This is a genomic window from Bacteroidetes Order II. bacterium, from assembly GCA_016788705.1.
In the GTDB taxonomy this organism is placed as follows: domain Bacteria; phylum Bacteroidota; class Rhodothermia; order Rhodothermales; family UBA2364; genus UBA2364.
Genome location: JAEUSQ010000032.1, coordinates 70714 through 93382, shown reverse-complemented (window position 1 = coordinate 93382; position 22669 = coordinate 70714). Strand labels below are relative to the sequence as shown.

At 40.0% G+C, this 22669-nt stretch carries 17 protein-coding genes; all 17 read right to left on the bottom strand.

Features of this window, described 5'->3' with window-relative positions; genetic code table 11:
- Position 1: 1 nt before the first annotated feature.
- On the bottom strand, positions 2 to 649 hold the full coding sequence (locus JNN12_08700; protein ID MBL7978406.1) for an acetyltransferase: 648 nt from the start codon (positions 647 to 649) through the stop codon (positions 2 to 4).
- Between the two features lie 13 nt (positions 650 to 662).
- Positions 663 to 1226 (bottom strand): acyltransferase, encoded by a 564-nt coding sequence (locus JNN12_08695; GenBank protein ID MBL7978405.1) that lies wholly within the window; start codon positions 1224 to 1226, stop codon positions 663 to 665.
- 13 nt (positions 1227 to 1239) lie between these two features.
- A complete protein-coding gene (locus tag JNN12_08690; GenBank protein MBL7978404.1) occupies positions 1240 to 1836 on the bottom strand; it encodes a sugar transferase in 597 nt (198 codons plus the stop codon).
- Positions 1837 to 1905: 69 nt separating this feature from the next.
- Positions 1906 to 3123: a glycosyltransferase family 4 protein gene (locus tag JNN12_08685; GenBank protein MBL7978403.1), complete on the bottom strand. Its 1218-nt coding sequence runs from the start codon at positions 3121 to 3123 to the stop codon at positions 1906 to 1908.
- A 29-nt stretch (positions 3124 to 3152) separates the two neighbouring features.
- The gene (gene wecB, locus JNN12_08680; protein ID MBL7978402.1) at positions 3153 to 4238 is read right to left on the bottom strand and encodes a UDP-N-acetylglucosamine 2-epimerase (non-hydrolyzing); all 1086 of its coding nucleotides are present in this window, start codon (positions 4236 to 4238) and stop codon (positions 3153 to 3155) included.
- Between the two features lie 64 nt (positions 4239 to 4302).
- Positions 4303 to 6318 carry an alginate lyase family protein gene (locus JNN12_08675; GenBank protein MBL7978401.1) on the bottom strand — a complete coding sequence of 672 codons (2016 nt, stop codon included), beginning with the start codon at positions 6316 to 6318 and terminating at the stop codon, positions 4303 to 4305.
- A 99-nt stretch (positions 6319 to 6417) separates the two neighbouring features.
- Positions 6418 to 8385: an asparagine synthase (glutamine-hydrolyzing) gene (gene asnB, locus JNN12_08670; GenBank protein MBL7978400.1), complete on the bottom strand. Its 1968-nt coding sequence runs from the start codon at positions 8383 to 8385 to the stop codon at positions 6418 to 6420.
- A 39-nt stretch (positions 8386 to 8424) separates the two neighbouring features.
- On the bottom strand, positions 8425 to 9699 hold the full coding sequence (locus tag JNN12_08665; protein ID MBL7978399.1) for an O-antigen ligase family protein: 1275 nt from the start codon (positions 9697 to 9699) through the stop codon (positions 8425 to 8427).
- Positions 9700 to 9708: 9 nt separating this feature from the next.
- Positions 9709 to 11049 carry an oligosaccharide flippase family protein gene (locus JNN12_08660; protein MBL7978398.1) on the bottom strand — a complete coding sequence of 447 codons (1341 nt, stop codon included), beginning with the start codon at positions 11047 to 11049 and terminating at the stop codon, positions 9709 to 9711.
- A gap of 46 nt (positions 11050 to 11095) precedes the next feature.
- Entirely contained in the window at positions 11096 to 12916 is a 1821-nt protein-coding gene (locus JNN12_08655; protein ID MBL7978397.1) for a hypothetical protein, read from the bottom strand.
- Complete coding sequence (locus tag JNN12_08650) at positions 12909 to 14144, bottom strand: N-acetyl sugar amidotransferase (GenBank protein MBL7978396.1); 1236 nt, start codon at positions 14142 to 14144, stop codon at positions 12909 to 12911. Before JNN12_08650 ends, JNN12_08655 begins: the two co-directional genes overlap by 8 nt.
- Before the next feature lie 84 nt (positions 14145 to 14228).
- Complete coding sequence (neuC, locus tag JNN12_08645) at positions 14229 to 15392, bottom strand: UDP-N-acetylglucosamine 2-epimerase (hydrolyzing) (protein ID MBL7978395.1); 1164 nt, start codon at positions 15390 to 15392, stop codon at positions 14229 to 14231.
- Positions 15393 to 16424, bottom strand: coding sequence for an N-acetylneuraminate synthase (gene neuB / locus JNN12_08640; GenBank protein ID MBL7978394.1), 1032 nt, complete (start codon positions 16422 to 16424; stop codon positions 15393 to 15395).
- Complete coding sequence (lhgO, locus tag JNN12_08635) at positions 16421 to 17620, bottom strand: L-2-hydroxyglutarate oxidase (GenBank protein ID MBL7978393.1); 1200 nt, start codon at positions 17618 to 17620, stop codon at positions 16421 to 16423. Before lhgO ends, neuB begins: the two co-directional genes overlap by 4 nt.
- A gap of 769 nt (positions 17621 to 18389) precedes the next feature.
- The gene (locus JNN12_08630) at positions 18390 to 20150 is read right to left on the bottom strand and encodes a hypothetical protein (GenBank protein ID MBL7978392.1); all 1761 of its coding nucleotides are present in this window, start codon (positions 20148 to 20150) and stop codon (positions 18390 to 18392) included.
- 69 nt (positions 20151 to 20219) lie between these two features.
- Positions 20220 to 21263: a pseudaminic acid synthase gene (gene pseI, locus JNN12_08625; protein MBL7978391.1), complete on the bottom strand. Its 1044-nt coding sequence runs from the start codon at positions 21261 to 21263 to the stop codon at positions 20220 to 20222.
- Complete coding sequence (pseG, locus tag JNN12_08620; GenBank protein MBL7978390.1) at positions 21263 to 22666, bottom strand: UDP-2,4-diacetamido-2,4,6-trideoxy-beta-L-altropyranose hydrolase; 1404 nt, start codon at positions 22664 to 22666, stop codon at positions 21263 to 21265. The genes pseI and pseG overlap by 1 nt, the downstream gene beginning before the upstream one ends.
- Between the last annotated feature and the right edge of the window lie 3 nt (positions 22667 to 22669).

The window sequence follows — 22669 nt, the reverse complement described above, 5'->3', positions numbered from 1 at the left end:
CTTATTTATTGCTTTTAATCACCTTCGCGGGAATACCTACCGCTGTTACATGATCAGGAATATCTCTAATGACAACTGCGCCTGCGCCTATCGTACTCCATGATCCTATTTTACGTCCTTGGATGATACTGGTACCAATGCCGATATAGGCCCCCTCTCCAATTTGAACACTCCCTGCACATCTTACCCCAGGATTTAACCCTGTGTACTTACCAATTATACTATCATGGCTTACGCTTGTCCCAACATTTAAGGTTACACATTCTCCAATTTGAACGTTTGCACCAATAGAAGTGTGAGGAAATAAAATACTCCCATCACCAACTTGGGCAGAAGGTGAAACAAGTGCGTCTGGAGAAATGGCAGTTGTAAGGGCAATGCCGTGCTGCTTAATTTCAGTGACAACTTTTTTTAGTACCTGTAAATTCCCTATCGCCACAACCACCTTATAAGCATGAATGGGCTGTGTGAAGAGCCAGTTAGTATTACCAAGTACTTGTAATCCGTTTATATAGGCTCCGTATTTGGCGGGATCTTCGTCTATAAAACCTGCAACTACGGTAGTTGTGCTCTCTTTATGTTGTGCAAGTAAGATGTCTGCAACCTCTTTACCATGTCCTCCTGCACCAATAATTACAAGTTTTGTCATTATCGCAAATGATTTAGTACCACGTCTCTACTTGTGCAATGGGTTTTGCGGGGTTTCCAGCATAAATCCACTTGGAAGCCAAATCTTTTGTAACAACAGAACCTGCGGCTACAATCACATCATCTGCAATGGTTACACCCTTTAAGACGGTTACATTTGCTCCAAGCCAAACTCGATTTCCTAAGTGGACAAAGTTTCCGCGTTCTTTAGGTGTATAATTAGACGGGTAAACTATTGTGTGCATGTCATCATCAATAATTGTGCAGTTCCATGAAATAGCGCAATTGTCACCTATAATAATCTCATGCCTTGCACTAATGACCGTGTTGTACCAAATTGTTGTTTGGTTACCAATTTGAACCAATGCTTTTTTTTCTGGTGTACCTGTTGCAGAAATCATCACGCGTTCATGTAGCTCACATTTATGCCCCAGCATGACACTTCCCTTCCACTCTTTAATTCTAGCCCCTGAATGAATGGCTGAAATATGTTTTAAAGATGCTTTGCGAAACCATATAAAAGATCTTAGTACACCTTTTACAAGATCAAAAAGCCTCCACCAAGGCAGGTCTGTCAATCGGATCGTCCTGTTAGTCATAGTGTGATCCTGTAAATAATGGCATTGTCTCATGTCCTACTGCACTAATACCGTCCCTATTAAAAACTTTGACAATTGTCATCCAAAGTATTTTAATATCAAGCGCTAAAGACTGATGATCTACATACCATGTATCTAACTTAAACTTTTCTTCCCAGGTAATAGCATTACGTCCATTTACTTGTGCCCACCCTGTAATACCGGGTTTTACATTATGCCTTCTTGCTTGTTCTGATGAGTAATAAGCAAGATACTGTGCGAGTAATGGACGAGGCCCTACCAAACTCATTTCACCCTTTAGTACATTCCATAGTTCTGGAAGTTCGTCTAAACTAGTACTACGTAAAAAACGTCCTATAGGGGTCATCCGCTGGGCATCTGGTAATAAAGCACCTGAAGCATCTCGCTCATTTGTCATCGTTCGGAACTTGTACATTCTAAATATTTTTCCCTTATAGCCGGGGCGGTCTTGGGCAAATAAAACAGGCGCCCCAATTTTATAAGTGACACAGGCTGCCAAAAGTAAAATGAATGGAGCAAGAACAATGAGTGCAACCAGAGACACTATAATATCAAACGCTCGTTTCATTGTCGTAGTTCTTTACCTAAAAATGTTATTGCAAGCAGGCTAAAGGGAGATTTATATACAAAAACAAATTTATGTACGTCTCTGAGCCAACTTGTTTAATAAGGCTAAAAAAGCTTTTGCATGATCATTTCTGTTGAAATTCTTTGCAACATATTGTTTACCACGCTGTCCCATTTCTGTTAGTTCACCTTGCTTATGTTCTAAAGTTAAAATGGCTTTTGCCAAGGCATCTGAATCGCCAGGAGGAACAAAAAGTCCCGCATCAGCTTTTTCCACAACCTCTCGAATTACCCCATCAATATTAAATATAATCGGTTTTCCTGCTGCCAAATAATCAAAAACCTTATTGGGATAAGTTGTTGTAAACATTGGAATATTTTGCAGGGTTGCGATAGTTACATCTGCCGCAGCTAAAACATCAGCCATTTCAGACTTTGGTAAGCCACCTACAAATTTAACATTTTTTAGATTCAATGTTGCTGTAAGAGCTTCAGATCGTGTACGCTCTTTACCATCCCCTACAAAGACAAAAAAAACGTTCGATGTATCTTGAATTTTAGCCGCAGCTTGTAAGATCGTTGGGATATCATTTGCGGGCCCTAATGCGCCTGCATAAACAACCGCAAACTTCTCTTCAATGCCCCATATTTTGCGATAACGACTTGCATCGCCTTGAGTATTAAACATTTCAGGGTCAACGCCATTGGGAATAAAACTTACCTTATGCTCTGGTACACCATATTCGATAAGATATGTTTTATAGGCAGGAGAATTTACTAACAGATGATCCGCATTTCTATACAAAAAATTTTCAAACCAACGAGATATTTTAATTAAAAATACGCTTTTTAAAACACCCATATCTATTGCAAACTCAGGCCATAAATCTCGGACTTCTAATAAGAAGGGTTTTCTTTTTAGTTTTGCAATAACTAACGCGGAGCCTGCTTGAAAAATGGGGGGGGATGTTCCCATGATAATATCTAAACTGGGGACGCGTAAGGCTTTCCATAAAGAGGAAAGCATAAAAACTAAGAAACCATATACGCGCCAAACAAAACTTTTATGGTGTGCACTTGGTGTATGGGCACGCAAAACCATTATGCCATCCAAGTCGCCTTCAACTTGTGCCGTCGTCATCTTACCACTTAAGTAGTTACGTGTACTGGCGACAACCGTAAACTTATTTCCTCGTTTTGTAATGTATCGTGCAAATTCATAATGGCGTGTTCCTCCTGCCTCTTTAGGAGATACAAAACCTTGGTGAATAAGGAGGGTATGAAACATATGGATATAAGCAACAAAGGGCTTTAGTTTTAAGAGAGTTGTAACGCTTGGACAATGCGTGCGCCCACTTTACCATCCCAATAAAGCGGGATTTGACCTTTTTTATACGTGCCATTAAGAACAAGCTGGCACTCTTGAAGCATTAGATGTACATCACGTCCAATAAGTTTATTAGTCCCAACCGTGACGGTTACTGGTCGTTCTGTATTTTCTCGCATCGTAAGACAAGGAACGCCAAGATAGGTTGTTTCTTCTTGAACACCGCCAGAATCTGTAACAACAACTTTAGCGTGAGCCTGCAAAGCAAGAAAAGCAAGATAACCTAAAGGTTCAATAAAATGAAGCGAACTTCTTTTAAAGTCATATCCTTGGGATACTAAACGATTGCGAGTACGTGGATGTAAAGGAAAAATGATCTTAATATTTGAGCTTAATTCCTCTAGTGATGCTAAGAGAAGCGTTAGTTGTGCTGCATCATCTACATTTGAAGGTCGGTGTAACGTTACAAGTATAAAGCATTTTTTTTCTATGTTTAAGTCTTTGCTTAGTGTAACCCATTGCTGGTCTGAAAGTGGTTTTAACTGGATAAGCGTGTCTATCATTACATTACCAACAAAATGAATTTTATCAGGATGTATGCCTTCTCTTATCAGGTTATAATTGCCATCTAATGAAGGTGTAAGGAGTAAATCAGCCAATTGATCTGTTACCAATCGGTTAATTTCTTCAGGCATTTCTCGATCAAAAGAGCGAAGCCCTGCTTCTACATGGGCGACTTTGATGCCGAGTTTGGCACAAACCATAGAGGCGGCGGCTGTGGAATTAACATCTCCATAAACCAAAACCCAATCAGGGCGATCTTTGAGCATCAAAGCCTCGAATAAGATCATGACCTGTCCGGTTTGATAAGCATGGGTTCCACCCCCTACTTCTAAATTGACATGTGGTTTAGGCAAACCAAGTTCATTAAAAAAAATAGTGGACATATTATCATCATAATGTTGTCCTGTATGCACAAGGGTTTGGATCCAATCTGTTAAAGTAGAAATTGCTTTCCAAACAGGGGCTATTTTCATAAAATTGGGGCGTGCCCCTACGACATGTACGATTTTCATAACTATTTTACTTAGAGAAGAGAGGTTTTTTAATCGTAAAAAGGAAACTAAGGAACTTTTGATTCTATAATTGTTTAGAAATTGTCATGATTTGATCGTTTACCGTTAATACATGATCTTTTAATGTAACGGAGCAAGGTTGTGGGGCAAAGACGGTTACAAATAAACAAGATTGAGCTTGAACACTTGCTTTCAAAGCTGTTGTTGCCTTTAGCGCATAATAGTTTGGGGCAAACTGCCCTTCTGCGGATAAAGGTGTTCCTTTTGTTAAGTCAATCCTTAGCGAGGGATGATTCGATAGCACCTTCCCATAGAAATTGCCTTTGGATGTTTCATATATAAGTTGGTCACCCTCTTGTTTTACTGGGAAATTTCCCCATAACCAATGTAACGTGTACTGCTCTGGTTTTTGAGCTTCTAACCAGTCTAATATTACCCATTTATCTTGCCCTAAGCTTATAATTTGGCGCTCATAATAGGTATTAAACCGTACTTCATAGCCGTCATGTTTGCCATAGAAGATAGGGCGTTTGGTTTTGGTTTCTACTTTGTTTTGCCCTTTAACCCAAGGCAGCCATAAAAAACGGCTGAAGCGTATCATTTGATTTGCACCATTTACGGTAACGACATTATGGAAACGGCTTTCTTCAAATGCTAAATGCTCCTTGCCCTTTCCATTATAGCTAAAAGTGCCGGGGTCTATGGCTAAGTTGATTCCTTTCCACCATAAATCAATATGCAAGGCATCAGCGTGGGCTGGGCGGTCTTTTGTATAAATGGCGTTTCGAGTGAAAACTGTACTTGCCTCGTCTTGTAAAATGAAATAATCGCTCGGAGAAGCAAATAAAGGCTGGCTATCAATAGGTTGATAGGGGCTATTTAGAGCGTTTAGACCTAAAAGCCAAATGCTATCTTCATTACCACTGCTTAATTTAAATGCTTTATGCTGGTTTGCCCAAATAAGCCCTGCTTGTAAAATCGGGCGAAAATCATGAAAATTTTGGGTGCTTAAGGGCATATTTAGAGAACCATCATTATATCCATAGTTTGGTACTTCTCCTTTTTCACCGATGACAAACCGAGCAAGAAAATTAAAACTGGTTTTTAAGCGGGTCTCATATGTCTGTGAAAATGCAAGCTTATTTAGTGTCGCTAATTGAACCGTTATTAAATAAGTCGTTAAAATAATCCGATGGTAATTGTGTCCGTGCATGACAAAAGAGCCATCAGGCGCGATGAGTTCCTGCGCCTCATATTCTAACCATTTTTGCCCTTTTTGAAACCAACGGGGCGCGCTTTTAAACTCTGGGAACAATAATCCGATAAACCAAAGCCCAAATGCTTCATTAATGCCATGGTTATTGCGTTGGCTAATGGCATAAGCTAAGTTGGCTTCTACCCTTTCGGCAGATACACCGATCATAAAGACCAAACGGCGGATGCGCTCTGGTGTGGAAGCTGGGCAGTCGGCAAAACCATATAGTCCAAACGTCCAAGCAAAGGCGCGGAGGCTGGTTTCTTGTCCGCACTTCCAATTTGGGCCCAGATTAGGAGGGTTGTGCAAAACCCAATCTTCAATAAGCTGCCAAAAGACTTCTGCATAAGATGCGTCACCTGTTCGCCAGTACAGACGCACCAGTTTATAGACCATCTTAAAACGGCTCATTTCCCAAACAAGTTTTATATCGCCAAACGCAAAATCGCTTAAGCGGCTCCAATGCACATCGTTTGGAATTTCAATTTCATCAATGCAATTGAAGTTCCATCGGGGGGGAAAACCGATGGGTTGATAAGCACCGTCAAAGAAACGAAGCTTCCCTTCTAAAAAAGCCTGTACTTCTTCTCGTAAAGCTTGGGGATTCTCAGCTTCTTGATCTAAGGCATGCAGAAAAGGGGCATATTTTGCACGGTCTTTTGGATCAAATAAAAATTTAGGCTTACGTTCTTGAAACTTGGCCCAATAAGCAACAGAAGCTTGGTTCGGGGTTTGGGTTAATTGCGATAAAGCTTCCCAATCCCACGCCGTCCTCTTTGTCTTGCGGGCTAAAATACCGAGTTTAGTGTAAAGTGCATAATACACCCGAAAGAGAATCCACTTAAGCCCAAGATGCTTTACAAGGTCAAGTACCCGACGGAGTTTGGTGATCATACATTACCTTTTTGCGATCTCTCAACTATATTAAGCGTCCAAAACAACAACTTTGGGCTGAATGAGCTTAACTGGCGAACGCATGGAAAGGGTATTTGTAATGAACATTTGATGCCAAAGCTCCAAACATAAATACATCCAAACAGAAAACTCCCAGCGCCGTGTCCGTTTTTCAGGCGCAAGGTTCAGGTAAGCTTCCAGCCTTTCCTTATGGATTAATTCATGAATCCAAGCATTTTTATCTAAGAGTACACTTAAAATCCATTCGCGATTGCTTGTATTGATCCAACGGCTTAAGGGGGTTGGGAAACCCATCTTACGTCGTTCAATGACTTCGCGGCTAATGTGCTTTGCAGCAAGTTTTTTAAGAGATACTTTCGTTTGGAAACCCTGCATTTTAGCCTCATCAGGTGCATGGCTCATCATTTCGATCAAACGATAATCCAAAAGGGGCACACGGGATTCCAATGAATGCGCCATACTTAAACGGTCTTCTAAGTGTAATAAGCCTTGTAAATAGGTTTGCTGTTCTAAAAACATCACCTGTTGCAAGGCGCTATAAGATTTAACCTGCGTTAATATTTCGCGTACTTGCTTGCCATTTTGCAAGTTTCGGATCGCATTATAATATTGATCGCGTAAAACTTGAATGGATTCAGGGCTGTCAAAAGGAGATAGTTGTTTTACGTACCGCTCTTCCATGCTTGATAAAAAGAGTTGGATATTGTCTTTTAGCCACTTTTGCCCACCTTTATCTAGCTGCTTATGCGCCGTACTTGGCACTGACTCTTGAGCACCCACTCCTAAAGCCGACTTAAGGCGCTGGGCAAGCACTTTACCTACCGTTTTAAGTGGATTGGAAAGCAAATATCGCGCATAGCCCCCATAGACCTCGTCGCCACCTTGCCCCCCTAAAACGACCGTTACCTCACTTTTTACTAGGCCAGAAACTAAATATTGTGGTAAAATCGCTGCGCCAATTCTCGGTTCGTCTAAGTGCCATAAGATTTGAGGCAAGTGGCTTTCTAATTTTTGATCGGCTACATTTAAAACATGATGATTGGTTTTTAAGCCTTCTGCGACTTTTTGACTGTAATGCAACTCTTGACGGCTATCTTCAGAATCAAATACTGCCACAAAGGTTTTGAGGTCTGGTGTGGACTTTACCGCCATCGCTGCAACTGTACTTGAATCTATTCCGCCTGTTACATAAGCACCTAAAGGCACATCACTCATCAACTGTAAGCCTACAGCATCTTTAATCAAAGCCTCAAAACCGTCTTGAGAAAAAGGCTCCGGCTTGGCCAGAGGTTGATTAAAAGGGTGCCAATAAGACACAATTTGCAAATCCCCATCCGGTTCGACAGTGATATAATGCCCTGCAGGTAAGGTTTTAATTCCCTCAAATAAGCTGTTTGGCTGCCAGATATTAGAATAAGTCAAATATTGGATTAAACTATCCCAGTGAACTGCTTGTGTTGCTGGTTGATGGGCGATAATGGCTTTTGCCTCAGACGCAAAAACGAACCCTTGATCCGTGTTTGTATAGTAGATGGGTTTTACCCCTATATGGTCACGTGCGACTAAAACTTGATCTGTTCGACGATCCCAATAAGCAAACGCAAAAATACCATTTAAATGCGGAAGTATTTTCGTGCCATGTTCGCGTAATAATTCTAATAAAATCTCTGTATCAGAGCTACTTTTGGGCTGATAATTCGGAAGCCACGCTTGATGAAGCGCTTTATGGTTATACAACTCGCCATTAAAAACAAGCCAAGCATTTCCATCCTCGCTTGCCATAGGTTGTTGTCCTGCACGCAAGTCCACAATACTAAGCCGTACATGCCCTAAGCCTAGTTGTCCTTGTTTGCCTCCAATGACAACTCCCGAAGAGTCTGGGCCGCGATGCGCAATCGTTTCCAACATGCAAGTCAATTCCTCTACTTGCACATGCTTCGATGACTTGTTATTGACAATTCCTAGAATTCCACACATATTTTAAATAGGTTAGCTTGATAAAATTGCAATTGTATATCATACATGGACAAAAGAAGAGGTGCTTTGGGTATTATACAACTTTTTTGATACTTGCTGATTTTGCAATCGTGCTTTTTTAAGATTGATTAACATACTGCTTAAGTGCCCTGCCATAAACATAAATAACAAGTCGTTCATAATAGAATATGCCGTAAACGAGTAGATAAAGGCTCCTGTTACATAGAGCAGCGGTACTTTAAAATGGTTGAAGTTCTGAACTTTCCACGTCCAGTAAATACCCCGAATGATCAAACTTATAATATTCAAATAAATTAGAGCTGTGACAAAAACCCCGTAACGGGTAGTCAAAGACAAAGGAGTAAAGTGTACATTATGAATCCCTTCTGAATCTGCATAGTCTTCGATATAATAACTAAAACCATGACCTCCACCAATAATCCAATCTATGGGTTTCATTGCATTCATCGCGCTTTCTGCTTCCGTAATGCGTCCTGAACCTAGACGGTCTAATTGTCTCTGGTTTGAGATATCTACTTCTAAAAAACCCAGAACTTTATAATCAAAAATAGTGATGACATTATTGAGTTGTTTGTTGATCCAAACATTTCCTCTAGGATTAAGTGCGAGTGCTATCACAAGAATAACAGCAAACAATCCAATTAAAATATTACGATATAAACTATTTTTTGTTATTTCTTTTTTAAAATATTTTCTTCCTAAAAACAAGCTTAATAAAGAAACTCCTAATGCCATCAAAATGGCGCCACGTTTTGTTGAAAAGAAAATGAGCACCAAAACAAAAGCCATTGTAGCATTATTTAAGTTTGCATAATATGATAATGGGAGTAGTAGGGTGTACCCAGGGCCTGATAAATATCCAATTTGGCCAGTATTTACGCCAATAATTAGGACGATAGTTGCTAGTGTGCAAGAAATAGTTGAAAAGAAAATAATTCTTTTAAAACTTTTAGTAATTGTAAGTGGTGTAGAAAAATTCATTCCAAAGGAATACAACATAATTGCCTTTAGAATATTAAACGAATCTGCCAAGTAATTGCGTAAAAAATCTTGTTCGGAACCATTTTTAATGCCTACAATGGAGCCAAGAATTAAACCAAAAGCTAGAGTTTTTAAAAATACATCATTTTTACCATAATAGGTACGTACTGCTTCTGGTGCTACCATAAAAAAAGCAACAATGCCATAGATAATAACGAGAACCGCTGTATTGTATATGTTTGCCTGTCTTAGGATCGAGATAAAAGGGTCAAAAACTAAGATGAGCCAAAGGTAAACATTAAGACGTTTCATGAAGTTATTTTATTTAACTATGAAGCCAAGTATTAAGCCAATGCTCACAGAAACAGCGGCTAAGGTGTAAGGGTGTTTAAATGAAATTTTGAGGTCGGAAGTTTTTCTCATCAAATAAACATGACCCATTGAAAGTAGGGCATAAGATGCCACATTGATACAGGCTGCGCCATAAACTCCCCATATAGGAATAGTAATGTAATTTCCAAGCATATTACATCCTGCTACGATCAAGGAAACAAGGCTAAATAAGCCTGTTTTACCGTAGAACATTGCAGGAATCCCTGCAACTGCATATATAAAATGAAAAACAAAAGAAGGAGCAAGAATACAAACTAATGGAATACTGTCTATATACTGATTTAAAAAGTAATAAACAATCATATAGAATGCAAAGATTCCAATAAAAGAAATCATCAAAACAATACCAGAGATCATACTGATTTTTTTCGAGATACTCTGTAAGGAAACCACATCCCTATTTTGCAAAGATTCATAAATAACGGGGGTTAGGTAGGTGACCACTGCCATAGTAAACATTGAAATCACAGAAGTTGCTTGGTAAGCAAAACCATATATACTAGATGTTTGTTCACCAAGTAAGTATTTAATCAAAAAGAAATCAGCAGAGGTTAAAAAGTACATTCCTAGTAAGTGCGGCAACAAGGGTAAGGCATATGCCAATGGCTCTTTCCATTTTCTTATATTTGGTAAGCCAACAAGCTTGTAGGCATAGTAAGTAGCCCAAATAAGCGTGATCAGTACTGCAATAACATAAAATAAAGTTGCTTGAAAAACTCTATTATCCCACCCCCAGAAATAAAGCAAGATAATAATAAGTAAAACAAAGATAGATAATAATATGTAATATTTTTCATACAAGTCACTTCTACTCTTTAGCTGAAAAATACTCATGCAATTTGCTTCTTGGGCTAAGAGGAAGCTAAATAAGCAAGTAATAGCACCCATTTCCAAGGGAAACCGTAAAGTAGTTGCGCCAATGAAAAGGTATATAAGAAATAAACAGGCACTGGCAATAACCCCTATGGTTAAACTAATGCCCCAAACCCCTTGTGCTGAAACTTGGTCAGGCTCTTCTTTTTGATTAATTACACCGAATCGTAGGATTGCAGCTGGCATTCCTGCATTAATTACACCAGAAATAAGTTGGCTTGCCAGCATAAAGGTTAAGAAGTGAGAATATGTTGTTTTATCTTGTAATTGATAGCCTAAAAATAATACGAATACCCAAAGAATAAGTCTGGCAGAAACCTTCCCTAACAGGTAGCGCCTTACATGATTAAGCCAGTTTTGGGCGTTTAAAATATTTACGAGATGTTTTTTTATCATAGTATCAAGAGTGGTTCCTAAATATATAGCTACTATGTTGTAAAAATTAGTCGAAGACCCATTTGAAAGTGGATTCTAAGTTATGTTGAAGGAATTTTTTTCTATTTGAATAAAACGATCTTTGATATTGAGTATAATTGTTAATTTTGGAGGTAAAGTCGGTAATATGATGGCTTGTTACGCCTAAATCTGGATGCAAAAAATCCCACTCTAAATTTGCTCGCTGATCAGTATTGAAGGCAATATAAGGAACCCCCAAGAAGAGCGACTCTTGAAGGGTGGAAGAAATTCTCGCAACTACCAAATCCGAGGCTTTAATTAAATCTGTGCTTAAAACGCCAATTCTCGGTTGTAACACGACATTGGGGCTTGTTGCAAATCTTTCATAGGATGTAGTATCCCTAGGGTGCGGTTTGACGACAACCTTAAACCCGAGTTGGTATGCAAGCTCATTTAGAACCTCTAACAAGACTATGTTTTCATGGTTAGGAAGAGGTGGCGGTTGGGTGAAAAAGGTAACTGTTTTTAAGTTAGCGCTGGTGTTTGACACTTCTAAGCTAAATTCTGGAAATCTAAAAAGCCCGATATGGTATATTTTATGCGCTTCGTCGGGGTGGTGGTGCGCAATAATATTGGCTTCATGATGGGAAGAAGCTAAAAATCCTTCGCCCGGTGCTTCCCGAATAGCCTCTAAAGGATCGCAACTTGCCACTTCTGCATTCCAGTACTTAAAGCCATGCTTTTGACAAAGATTTGCCTCTAAGGTTGCATCTACACTGACCATTTCACCAGAAAGAACGGAAGCTTGTTTTTTGGGCAATGCTTTTAGCACCTTGTCAAGTACCGTTTTTCGTAACTGTTTGTCTATCATCGAGCGCATTAGGTGGATTTCAATGGGCTTGATGGGAATGGAAAACTGAACGTTGGGGGTTGCTAGTTGGAGGGTCTCTTGTGCCTGTGCTGTAGCGCTGCGAAACCTATTTTTAAACCATTCCTTTATAAGGGTTGCCATACTCTGATGCTTGAGCAAGTTGATATATGGAAGCTTTGGATATAGCTTTTTAACCATTGTTAAGCAACCTATTCGTTGTAGCATTTCGTCGCAAATCAGTAGAATCTTTTTCTTTTTATGAGTACCTGCCCAGTGTACAAATGACGCAAAGAAAGATGCGCCTATTTCATTTCTTAGTAGCAAAATGAGGTCATAGTCTTCTTTTACTAAAGGCATTTTTTCGCTAAATAAAAAAGAGCCTTTGCGTGCTTGGAAGCGCTGTCGCAGAAGGTACAAGAGTTTTCCTGTGTCAATCGTAAGGTCTCGAAAAGCGAGCTTTAGAGGAGTTAGGAAAGAAAGTGCCTGCGAGTTAGCTAAACGATAGGGTGCAGGGTGTTGCTTACATAAGGCTATAAGGTATGAGGTATAAAGGAGCATCGGGAAGTACTGAAACCGAGAGACGACCTCTCCTTCTGCGCCAAATACAGGAAAGTGTTTATGGTATTCTTGCCCATAGATAATAACCTCTTGATAATTAAATTGATCGAGCTGCGCCTGAAGCTTATAAATAATCAGCCCTATACGATAGACCAAGTTAACTAAGATTGTATTCGCATATTCCCAAATAATGGGGTGCTTTGTTTTGATTTGTTCAATCTGATCCCGATAAGCGGCATGGAGTTGAGCATAAAATTCCATATTATCGCTTACAGTAGAAACATAATCCCCCACAACGATTGCATTTTGATAAGGCAAATCTGCAATGTTATGTTTGGGGTCTATGGCAAAAAGCAAAACATGGTCATGCTCCTGTTTGTCGTTTGCCAATGCGAGCGCATCTTCATAACTAAACGCAACAAATAATCGCTTAGTCATTTAATCCTTTACCTCCTACTGTATGGCGTAGTTTCCATTCGCCTTTCTCATTTTTACCCCAAAGGTGCGGTGAACGGAATTTATCACAGAGGACCATAAAGTGTTCAGGGTTCATGCCGATGTAATCCATGATACCATTGAAGTACCGGTCTGGAAACTCGCCATCAAAGCGTTCGACAAGGGCAACACCTTCTTCTCGGGTTAGATGGCGATTACGGATTTCTTGGGAGGCATCATAGGTTGCACGTCCAATGCCAAACTTGATATAGGTGGTGTAATAGTGGAGATCGTCTATTTGGTCGTCAATGCTATTGTATTTGCTATAAGTCCCTTGCGTGCGGAAGGGGCGGGCTTTAAATCCTGTATTTTCAACAGCATAATAATAGACTTCTTGGGGAGTCCACTTAAGGTAGTAGCCCAAATAATGCACCTGAACATTGGTTTTACTTAGTTCTTCGGCCGTTGGCGGCAAAAAGGCCATTAAGTCATTTAGGCTTACTTCATATTTCTCACGTAGCTCACGAATGGAAACTCCACCTAAATAGAGTTCATCTATGTTTTGGAAGGTATGATAGGATTTATCCCGAAGTGAAGAGGTATTATCAGCAATGGGATTGCCATACTCGGCTTCATTTTCGCCATAAAAAACAAGCGGAATGCCCATTTTGGCGGCAATTTTGGGCCCAAAGTTTTTTTGGCCTAAAATGAAGGTTTGGAAAGGATGTAGTAAGTTTTCGATGGACAGTTTGGTTAAGAGTTTCATAACCCGTCCGTTTCTGCGGAAGGATAGATTGTCGAAACCGCCTATATCAATCCAGTTTTTCCAATTCTCATATCCATATTCGGTATAAAGAATGGGAGGCCAGGTCACCGTTAACGGGTTCATTCCATATTTGTATTTCAATACATGGGCTTGGTAAGCGCTGTCTTTGCCGCCACTGCCCGGTACAATACAATCATAAGAGCCATCTTTGCTTCGATGTTTATCTAAAAGCTGTAAAAGTTGCTCTTCGCGTACTTGCCAATCTATTCGGTTTTTAATTTCAGCTTGCCTGCATGCGTCACAAACGCCTTCCTCATCCAAAGCCATGGTAACTTTTTTTGAGTTGATGTTATGTTTAAACTCTATGGCGGAAGCGGGGCGTTGGTTAGAAATAACACATTGCTTGCAAAACTTTACTTCTGTTGGAAGCCCATAATATGCTTCTAATGGCTGTGCTGTATTCATCGCAAGAGCTAAAATTGAAAGGGTTAAAACGATTTAGTCGTTTAAATTGGATTAAGGGAGGTTATACGGTGGGGTATAAGCTCGCTATTGAGAAAGATCGTAAAAAGTTTTAAATAAAATGCCCTCTAAAGGCATACTTTTGACAACGGCCTTGATTCTTTTTGCGACTCCTACTTGTCCATAAGGCGAAGCAGTTTCCTTTGCTTGTGCTTTAAAGCGGGAGCTAAGCCCTGTTTTAATGGCATCTATAATGGCTTCTTTGGAGGCTTCGCAGTCCAAAATAGATGAAGTTCTAAGGCGACCAGCTTGTCTTAGACCAATGTTAATAGTAGGCTTACCAAATAGAGGCGCTTCAATGATGCCGCTTGAAGAGTTCCCTAAGACTAAATCACATTCTTGTAACATACTCAAATATCGAACCTGTCCCAATGAAGTAAAAGCAAAAATACGATGCGGTTGTGTGGCAACATAGGTTTCGATCAATTGGTTAATAACCCGCCCAGCCGTATCCGCATTTGCTTTTGTAATCACCGCTTTTGCGTTAGGGAAGGCATCTATAGCTTCAAATAAGGCTTTAAGCTGGCTTTCTGGGGACTCTTCTGAGTTGGTTACAGGATGGTAAGTCACTAAAAGCATGGGGTTGCCCCAGGTAATATTCAGGTTTTCGATCAATTGATTGCGTGACCAAAGCGGAACTTGCTTGAGGTTGTCCACTGCCAAGGCTCCTACATTCCAAACGCGGTTTGGCGCTTCTCCCAATTGAATAACGCGGTTTCGATAGACTTCGGCTGAAGTAAAGTGCAAGTGGGCCATTTTGGTAATACTATGGCGTATGGCTTCATCGAAGTTTCCTTCTGTGGTTTCGCCGCCGTGTAGATGGGCGATAGGGATGCGGGCAAGCATGGCTGCTTGGGCGGCAGCAAACACTTCAAAGCGGTCGCCGAGTAAAACCAGAAGATCAGGCTTAAGGCGCTCAAAGGCATCTGCAAACCCAATTAGCCCCAAACCAACACTTTTTGAAACGCCTTGGGCGCTATCGCTCGAAAGTAGGATTTCGACCCTTTCATGGATTTCAAAGCCATCTTGTAGAATAGTTTTATAGGTTAGTCCAAATTCTGGCGAGAGGTGCATGCCTGTGACGACCAATTGCAAGCAGAGGTCAGGGTCTTCTTGGATTTCTTTCAAAAGCCCAAAGAGCAGACCATATTCGGCACGGCTACCCGTCACAACGCAAATTTTACGAGCCATTTATGCCAAATCCTTTAAATCAAGTTTATGGTCAGCCGCTAAAGCATACTTGAGGCGTTTGCCTAAAACGTTAGGCAGTTCCATCGGCGAGAGACCATCACCGGGGCGCTTCATCACCAAATCTGCTTCACTTAGCAAGGTTCCTTGAGCGAGGTCATGGGCTAAATGGATGCTTTTTCGGGCAATCGCCATATTTTTTATTTCAGAAGGAGAAGGCGTTTTTAGCCCATGTCCTAACGCTTTTTCAATGTTGCGAATGGCTTTAACCATTGCTTTAAGCTCTTCTGGTTCTAAAGAGGCGGCATGGTCTGGGCCTGGCATAGACCGATCTAAGGTAAAATGCTTTTCGATACAAACGGCCCCCAAAGCAACGGCTGCCACGGGTACTTCGATCCCTAAAGTATGATCGGAGTACCCAATTGCCACGCCCAAGCGTGTTTGAATGGTCTGCATCGCCCGCAAGTTTACATCCTCCATAGGCGTTGGATATTCGGTATTGCAGTGCAGGACTGTAATGGTTTCTCGGTCTGCTCCTGCTGCCTGTAAAACCTGAATCGCAGCTTCGATGTCCTCCAAAGTTGCCATACCCGTTGACAAAACAATCGGTTTACCTAAACGACCAAGTTCTTTTAGATAGGGCAAATTGGTGATTTCACCTGATGGAATTTTATATAAGTCAAGGTCAATCTGGCGCAATAAGTCTAAGCTCTCTAGGTCGAAGGCGGTAGAAAGGAAGCGAATGCCACAAGCCTTACAATGTGCAATCAATGTTGCATGGTCTGAAGGGCTTAATTCATATTGCTTAAGCATCGAATATTGGGTGTCATCTTCCGAAGCCGCACCCAAGTTTTCAATTTGATATTTCGCTTTTTTAGCATGAGCACTGACTAAGTTTTTGGCTAAAAAAGTTTGAAACTTTACATAGTCTGCCCCCGCAGCAGCGGCAACTTCTATCAACTTCTTTGCAAGGGCTAAATCTCCATTGTGGTTTACGCCAGCCTCTGCAATGATTAGCACTTGAGTTTTATTCATAAATCAAATCTTTTAATAAGTTCTTGGCTTAGGTAACGACCAATTTCTAGCGAGGCTGTGGCTGCAGGGGAAGGTGCATTACAAACGTGCATGGCGCGATCTTCTACATGGATCATAAAGTCATCCACCAACTGTCCATTTCTAAGCATGGCTTGCGCTCGAATGCCGGCAGGGGAGGGGGTTAAATCTTCCATTTGAATTTCGGGAACGAGGGCTTGCAAGGAGGCTGTAAAACGTTTTTTACTGAATGAGCGAAGCATTTCTTGCACCCCATCTCCCAAATATTTTCCAGCTAAAATCCAAAAGCCGGGAAAGGTTAGGGTGTCTAAAGTATCCCGCAAACTAAAGTCTAATTTAGAATACCCATCTCGCTTAAAAGCAAGTACCGCATTGGGCCCTGCATGAATACCGCCATGAACCATGCGGGTGAGGTGTACGCCCAAAAACGGAAAATTGGGATTGGGGACCGGATAAATCAAGTTTTTGACCAAGTGGTTTTTTTCTGGCTTTAGCTCAAAATACTCCCCCCGAAATGGAACAATCTTGACCTCTACAGTTGCTTTGGATTTCTTGGCGATGCGGTCGCTCCATAAGCCACCACAATTGATAAAATATCGTCCTCGCACCAGCGCCTGGTTGGTCTGAACCTCAATGCCATCTTTATGAGAAACGACCTCCTTTGCCTCTATACCCAAACGGATTTCCACCCCTGATGCCAAGAGCAACGTTTTGAGCTGTTGGACGACTTGTTTGTAATCAATAATGCCTGCATCCAGCACTTGAACCCCTTCTTCGCCGCGCAAGTGCGGCTCAATGTCTTTCATCTCTGCTTTGCTCACGCGCGTCACTCGAATCTGGTTCTCAAGTCCACGCTCATAAAGCTTATTCAAACCTTCTCGCTCGGAATCATGGCTTGCCACGATGAGTTTGCCACAAATATCATGTGCAATGCCATATTCTCTGGCAAATGCGACCATACTTTCACGGCCTGCACGGGCAAACTTTGCTTTAAAGCTACCGGGCTTATAGTAAATTCCGCTATGGATTACACCACTGTTTCGGCCTGTTTGATGCTGAGCAAGTGTTGCTTCCTTCTCTAATATGACCAACTTTAAGGCGGGGTTGGTTTGAATAAGGGCCCAGCCGGTCGCTAAACCTACAATTCCACCTCCAACAACGACGACATCGTATTGCATAAAAGTCTTTGAAAAGTTGAAAACTTGTTAGGAGAAACATTTATGGTTAACTCGGAACTTACAGCCGCCAATGCTAACCAATCAGCAATTAACGGCTGGCTAATTATAAAGTGTAAACTATCTTACTTTAGGTTTCTTCCAGAGCGATTTAATAATTATTGAGGCAAGACGAATATGGAGGAGGTAAGAGATTAACTATCTTCTTTCTTGCCCAATACTCAAACGTTATTGAATTTTAAGGGCCACATCTACCCAAGCATTGTCAATGCAAAAGAATAGTTGGTTGATCAATTCTGAAGGAGAAAATATTTAATTATTGCAAAACAGAATTATTTGTAATGACGCCTTACCTTGTATCGAAAAATAATTGGTTGTTGCAGGAGAAGAATCCTCTATATATAGATCGCCTTGCAGATTTATAATTTTCTTTGTGTTGAAATTTTTACCGTTTCGTCTTTAAAGACGCTCCCTAAAAAAAAAACAACTTGACTTGACACCCGTCACTTATCACCATAGAGCAGATCCATTTATCTTATCTTGAATCTATATTGATGCTTTAAAAAACGTTTGCGCTTCTTGAGGCAGGATGTTAAATTCATTTTTTCAACAGTTTATGACTTTGACCAGCCTTGTTCTTAAAAACCTGAACTCCCTTCCTTAATACCCATTCGCCAGCTCTCTACGGTTGCTGAGGGCTTTCATGATCTCTAATTTTCTGTATATACATTTCCTGTTCAAAAAATAACGACTATTTATGTGACCAAAAGACCTAGGTATAAATATCTAAAATCAAGCCTGAAATAGCGGACTCATCTACTTCAAAAAACTTGTATAAAGGATGCTGTATAAAAGATTTTTGCAAATCTACAATACCTTCTATTTTATCCCGAATGTTTGCTATATCTGTTAGGATACCTTCATAATCATCTGGTGTATAAAATAATTTTGCAGCACGGTCAAAGTCACTTAGCTTAACAAAAAGGCAAGGTACTCCATACGCCCAAAAATCAGTTCCTACAGATGAAATCCTTGTAATGGCAAGATCTGTATCAGCTAATATCTGATCAATCGTTACTTCATTAGGTATGAGCCTGTTTTCAGGTACATTCCATGGATTACCCCGTTGACGAGGGTGAGGTTTAATATATAGCTTAAAAGCTAATTTGTGGGATAGCTCTTTAAGGTACGCGGTGATTTTTAGTTCATTTTCTGTTTCATATGGTTGCCCAAAGAAAACAACTTTATGAACACTACTCTTTAGATGTTTCTTGTTTATTCCTAAATATTTAAACCATGAAATACAAGAAAATAAAGATTCCATTTGAGGGTTTACTTTGCAAAAACCTTCATACGTATTGCGATCTGTAAATACAAACTGGTCTGCAAAAATAAAACGAGGGCTATAAGTTGGTTCCATTAAAGTTGTTTGTAGTTGCACAACTTTTTTATCCATATATACTTTCTTTACATAAAATGGAATAGAAGTCATCATTTCCATAGTGATGACTTTGCTAAAGGACAGCCCTAAGTCTCGGCTAAGTTTTTGCTGAGCAGCTGCCAAACTTTCTTGATAAACTTGAATATCAAACTCCTTTACCAGTAGTTCGGAAATGAAGTCTTTAAGCTTGAAGCTAATACCTTCAATATGTAGTGAATCTAAATTGTATTTTTGTCGTGTAAGCTTTTTTTTGTAGAAAACATTTTTTAATAAGATCAAAAGTTGGCGGATAGGCAATGCCGATTCTATGTAAAAAGAATTAATATCTTTACTTTTTTTAAATAAATTGTAATTCACAAAAGGCCTGAAAGATTGTTCAGAAACTAAAATAAGTAGGCTTGGAGCATACGCTTTTAGAGCTTCTTGTATAAACTGCGATTGAACAATTCCACGAGTTAGAATAGCACTTTTAATTGTTTGGTTTTGATGACCTTCTTGTAAATTGTTCCGTTCTCGAATAATGAGCTTATAAGCAATAGTCTGAATAAGCTTAGCTACCAAAAAGATGAGGCCTCTCATGAAAAAACTAAGTGATGCCTTTGTTTTAGATGTTTTTTTTTCGATATGGATATGGATATTGGGTAGTTGTGCTTGTAGGTACTGATGAATGTAGTAGGGTAGGTAGTAATATTTTTTATATAAAAAAGAGCCGTTTGCCTCACCCTCTGCCTCAATAAAAAAAACTTGATTTGCATTATTGTATTGTGCAAAAGAAATGGTATCAATCTTTGGATGTTGAGCTAAAATATGATGAATGGCATTGATCCAACAAATAAAAGGAGAAATAACTGCATCATAAAAAGTGCGCTCTGCTGCAATAAGGGTGTCTTGAAGAAGTGGATGTTCTTTTGTCGTTTTAATGAGCTTAGACCATTCTGTAATATAGTGGTCTATTTGATTTTTACTTGGCTTAAATGCTTTTACATTTGTAACTCTTTCTCCTTCATATAAAGAAGTTAAAATGTGAATATGAGGTGCTGTTTGGGCTGCCCCATATTCATAACTAAAATCCAAAATCAGCTTTGTAATCATAATACAAACCTTACCTTTACAAAGGCTAAGGTGAATTTATAAGGCTTTAATTCTTTAGATTGTTGAATCTTAGATAGCATCAAAGGTAAGAGGAGTGCCTGCCTTATATGCTTGTTTGGCTTGTTTGCCTAAAAGGAGATCGTAAAACTTAGGAGGAAGACCATTCCCAGGGCGGATAACACGAATGTTTTCACTTGTAAACGGTTCCCCAATTTCAATGTCCTTGGATACATAAATAGAACGCTTAAATAACAGGCTATTTTTTTCTTTGTCTTGAACATTAAATTGAGGCGTTCCTAAGCCTAAGAAGGCACGCTCACTTTCTATAACCAAGGTTGCCAATTCTTCTGGCTCTAAAGAAAAGGCACTATCTACGCCCCCATCTGCACGCCGTAAGGTGAAATGTTTTTCAATAACCCGTGCGCCAAGGGCGACAGAAGCAACTGCAACTCCAACGCCCATTGTATGGTCAGAAAGCCCTATAACACAATCTTGGAAAACTTGTTGTAAAACGGGAATTGTATTTAAGTTGGTATTCTCAGGAGAGGAAGGGTAAGTACTGGTACATTTAAGCAAAATTAATTCTTTGCATCCATTGTTTTTTAGCACTTGAACAGATTCAAAAATATCTGCAATGGTGCTAACACCTGTGGACATAATAACAGGTTTACCAGTCTGTGCCACCTTTTTTAGCAGTGGATGATCTGTATTTTCAAAAGACGCAATTTTATAAAGTTCGACCTCTAATGACTCTAAAAAGTCCACAGAAGTTTCATCAAAAGGAGAGCTAAACGGAATCATCCCCCGCACTCTTGCCCGATCAAATAAGGGTTTATGCCATTCCCAGGGCGTATAAGCTTTTTTATATAAATCGTATAACTCTGCTCCATGCCACAAAGAATTTTGATCTTGAATGGTGTAAGCTCCCTTAATTGTCATGGTATCTGCGGTATAAGTTTGAAGTTTTAGGGCATGTGCACCTGCATCAGCCGCAGCATCTACAATACTTAAAGCGCGTTCTAAGGAGTGATTGTGATTGCCCGACATTTCAGCAATCACAAAGGGTTTATGTGCTTGCCCAATTTGACAGGTAGAAAGCCGAATAGAAGCCATTATTTTAAGTTTAAAGTGTATAAATAGGTTTCTGGATAGTCTGTTGTGTGATTTCGTTCAAAAGCTAATTTTTCAAAAGCACGCATAGATGCCGGGTTGGAAAGTTTTACATAGCCCCATAAGTTCTTTGTATTACGGCGCGTTGTGAGCCAGTCTATAGCAAGCCTTAAAATACTGTAGCCAAGCCCATGTCCTCTGTATTTTGGGGCTAGCCCGTAACTAATTAAAGTATAATCTGTACGGTGATCAAAACGAACTTGCCCAATTGCTTCCTCTCCGAACCACGCGATTAATAGATCGCTTTGAGGATCGTTTAATTTACGTTGGAACCATGTTAAATGTTGGTCCCATACAATAGGCTCGGTAGAAAAAGATTGAGACCTTGTAATAGGATCGTTTGCCCAATTATATAAAGCTTGTGCGTCATTAAGGTTAGCCTGCTGAATTTTTATACTCAAATCAAAAAACACTTGGCGGAGCCGCTTTGCTTGTTGGCCATCAAATAAAGTGGCAATTTTATTGGATGGATTGAGTGCCTTGTTTAGATTCGATATTGTACCCTCTTCTGCAAGCCCTTCAGAAACAAGAAACTGGAATAGGTGTTTTTGGTTACTTGCTGTTTGAATAACGAAGAGCCTACCCCCAGTAGATAAATATTCATAAGCAATTGTACTTGCAGAAGTGATCCCTATATCGCAACGTGCCATGAGTTCAACCATTTCCTGGGCCGATAAGTTATAATGAATATGGAGGTTTGAGTGTATTTGTTGTAAGTCTGAAAGTTGTTGCTGATGCTGGTTAGCACTTCCAATGACGACTTCAAGTACACTTCTGGCATGATGGGTAAAACACGTTTGTAACATCTGCATCGTGTAATTCTCTGGATCTGCTCCACCAAAGCAAATAAAAATATGAGGTATAGATCGCTTCGCTGCCAAGAAGTTAGTGCGTAATAAAGCGTATTGAGGGCCTAGGTAAAAATGTGCTGGCTGTGCTGTCTTATAATCTGTCGAAGAAAAACCGCCTGTATGATTGATAATAGCATCTGCATAGTAAAGTCCATTTGGTATATCATCTATACAAACGACTTTGATAGATAAGTTTTTTAGCGCTTTTTGGTATGCTGTTTGGAATGTGTATCCATCTAAGATAATCATATCTTGGCTTGTGATATGTTTTGAAAGCTCCTCCGTTACTTCGTTTGCATCAACCTCCTGCTGAGGTAAACTTATTACAAAACTTCCTGATGCTTCTATTTGTTGTTTTAGTAAAACAGATGGTGCTTGTATTAAAAATACGCATTCAAAATGCGTTTGTAGCATTTCTGCAAGTGCTAAGCAACGCATAATGTGGCCAAGGCCAATCTTTTCGTTTCCATCTGCTCTAAAAAAAACGCGAGGCATAAC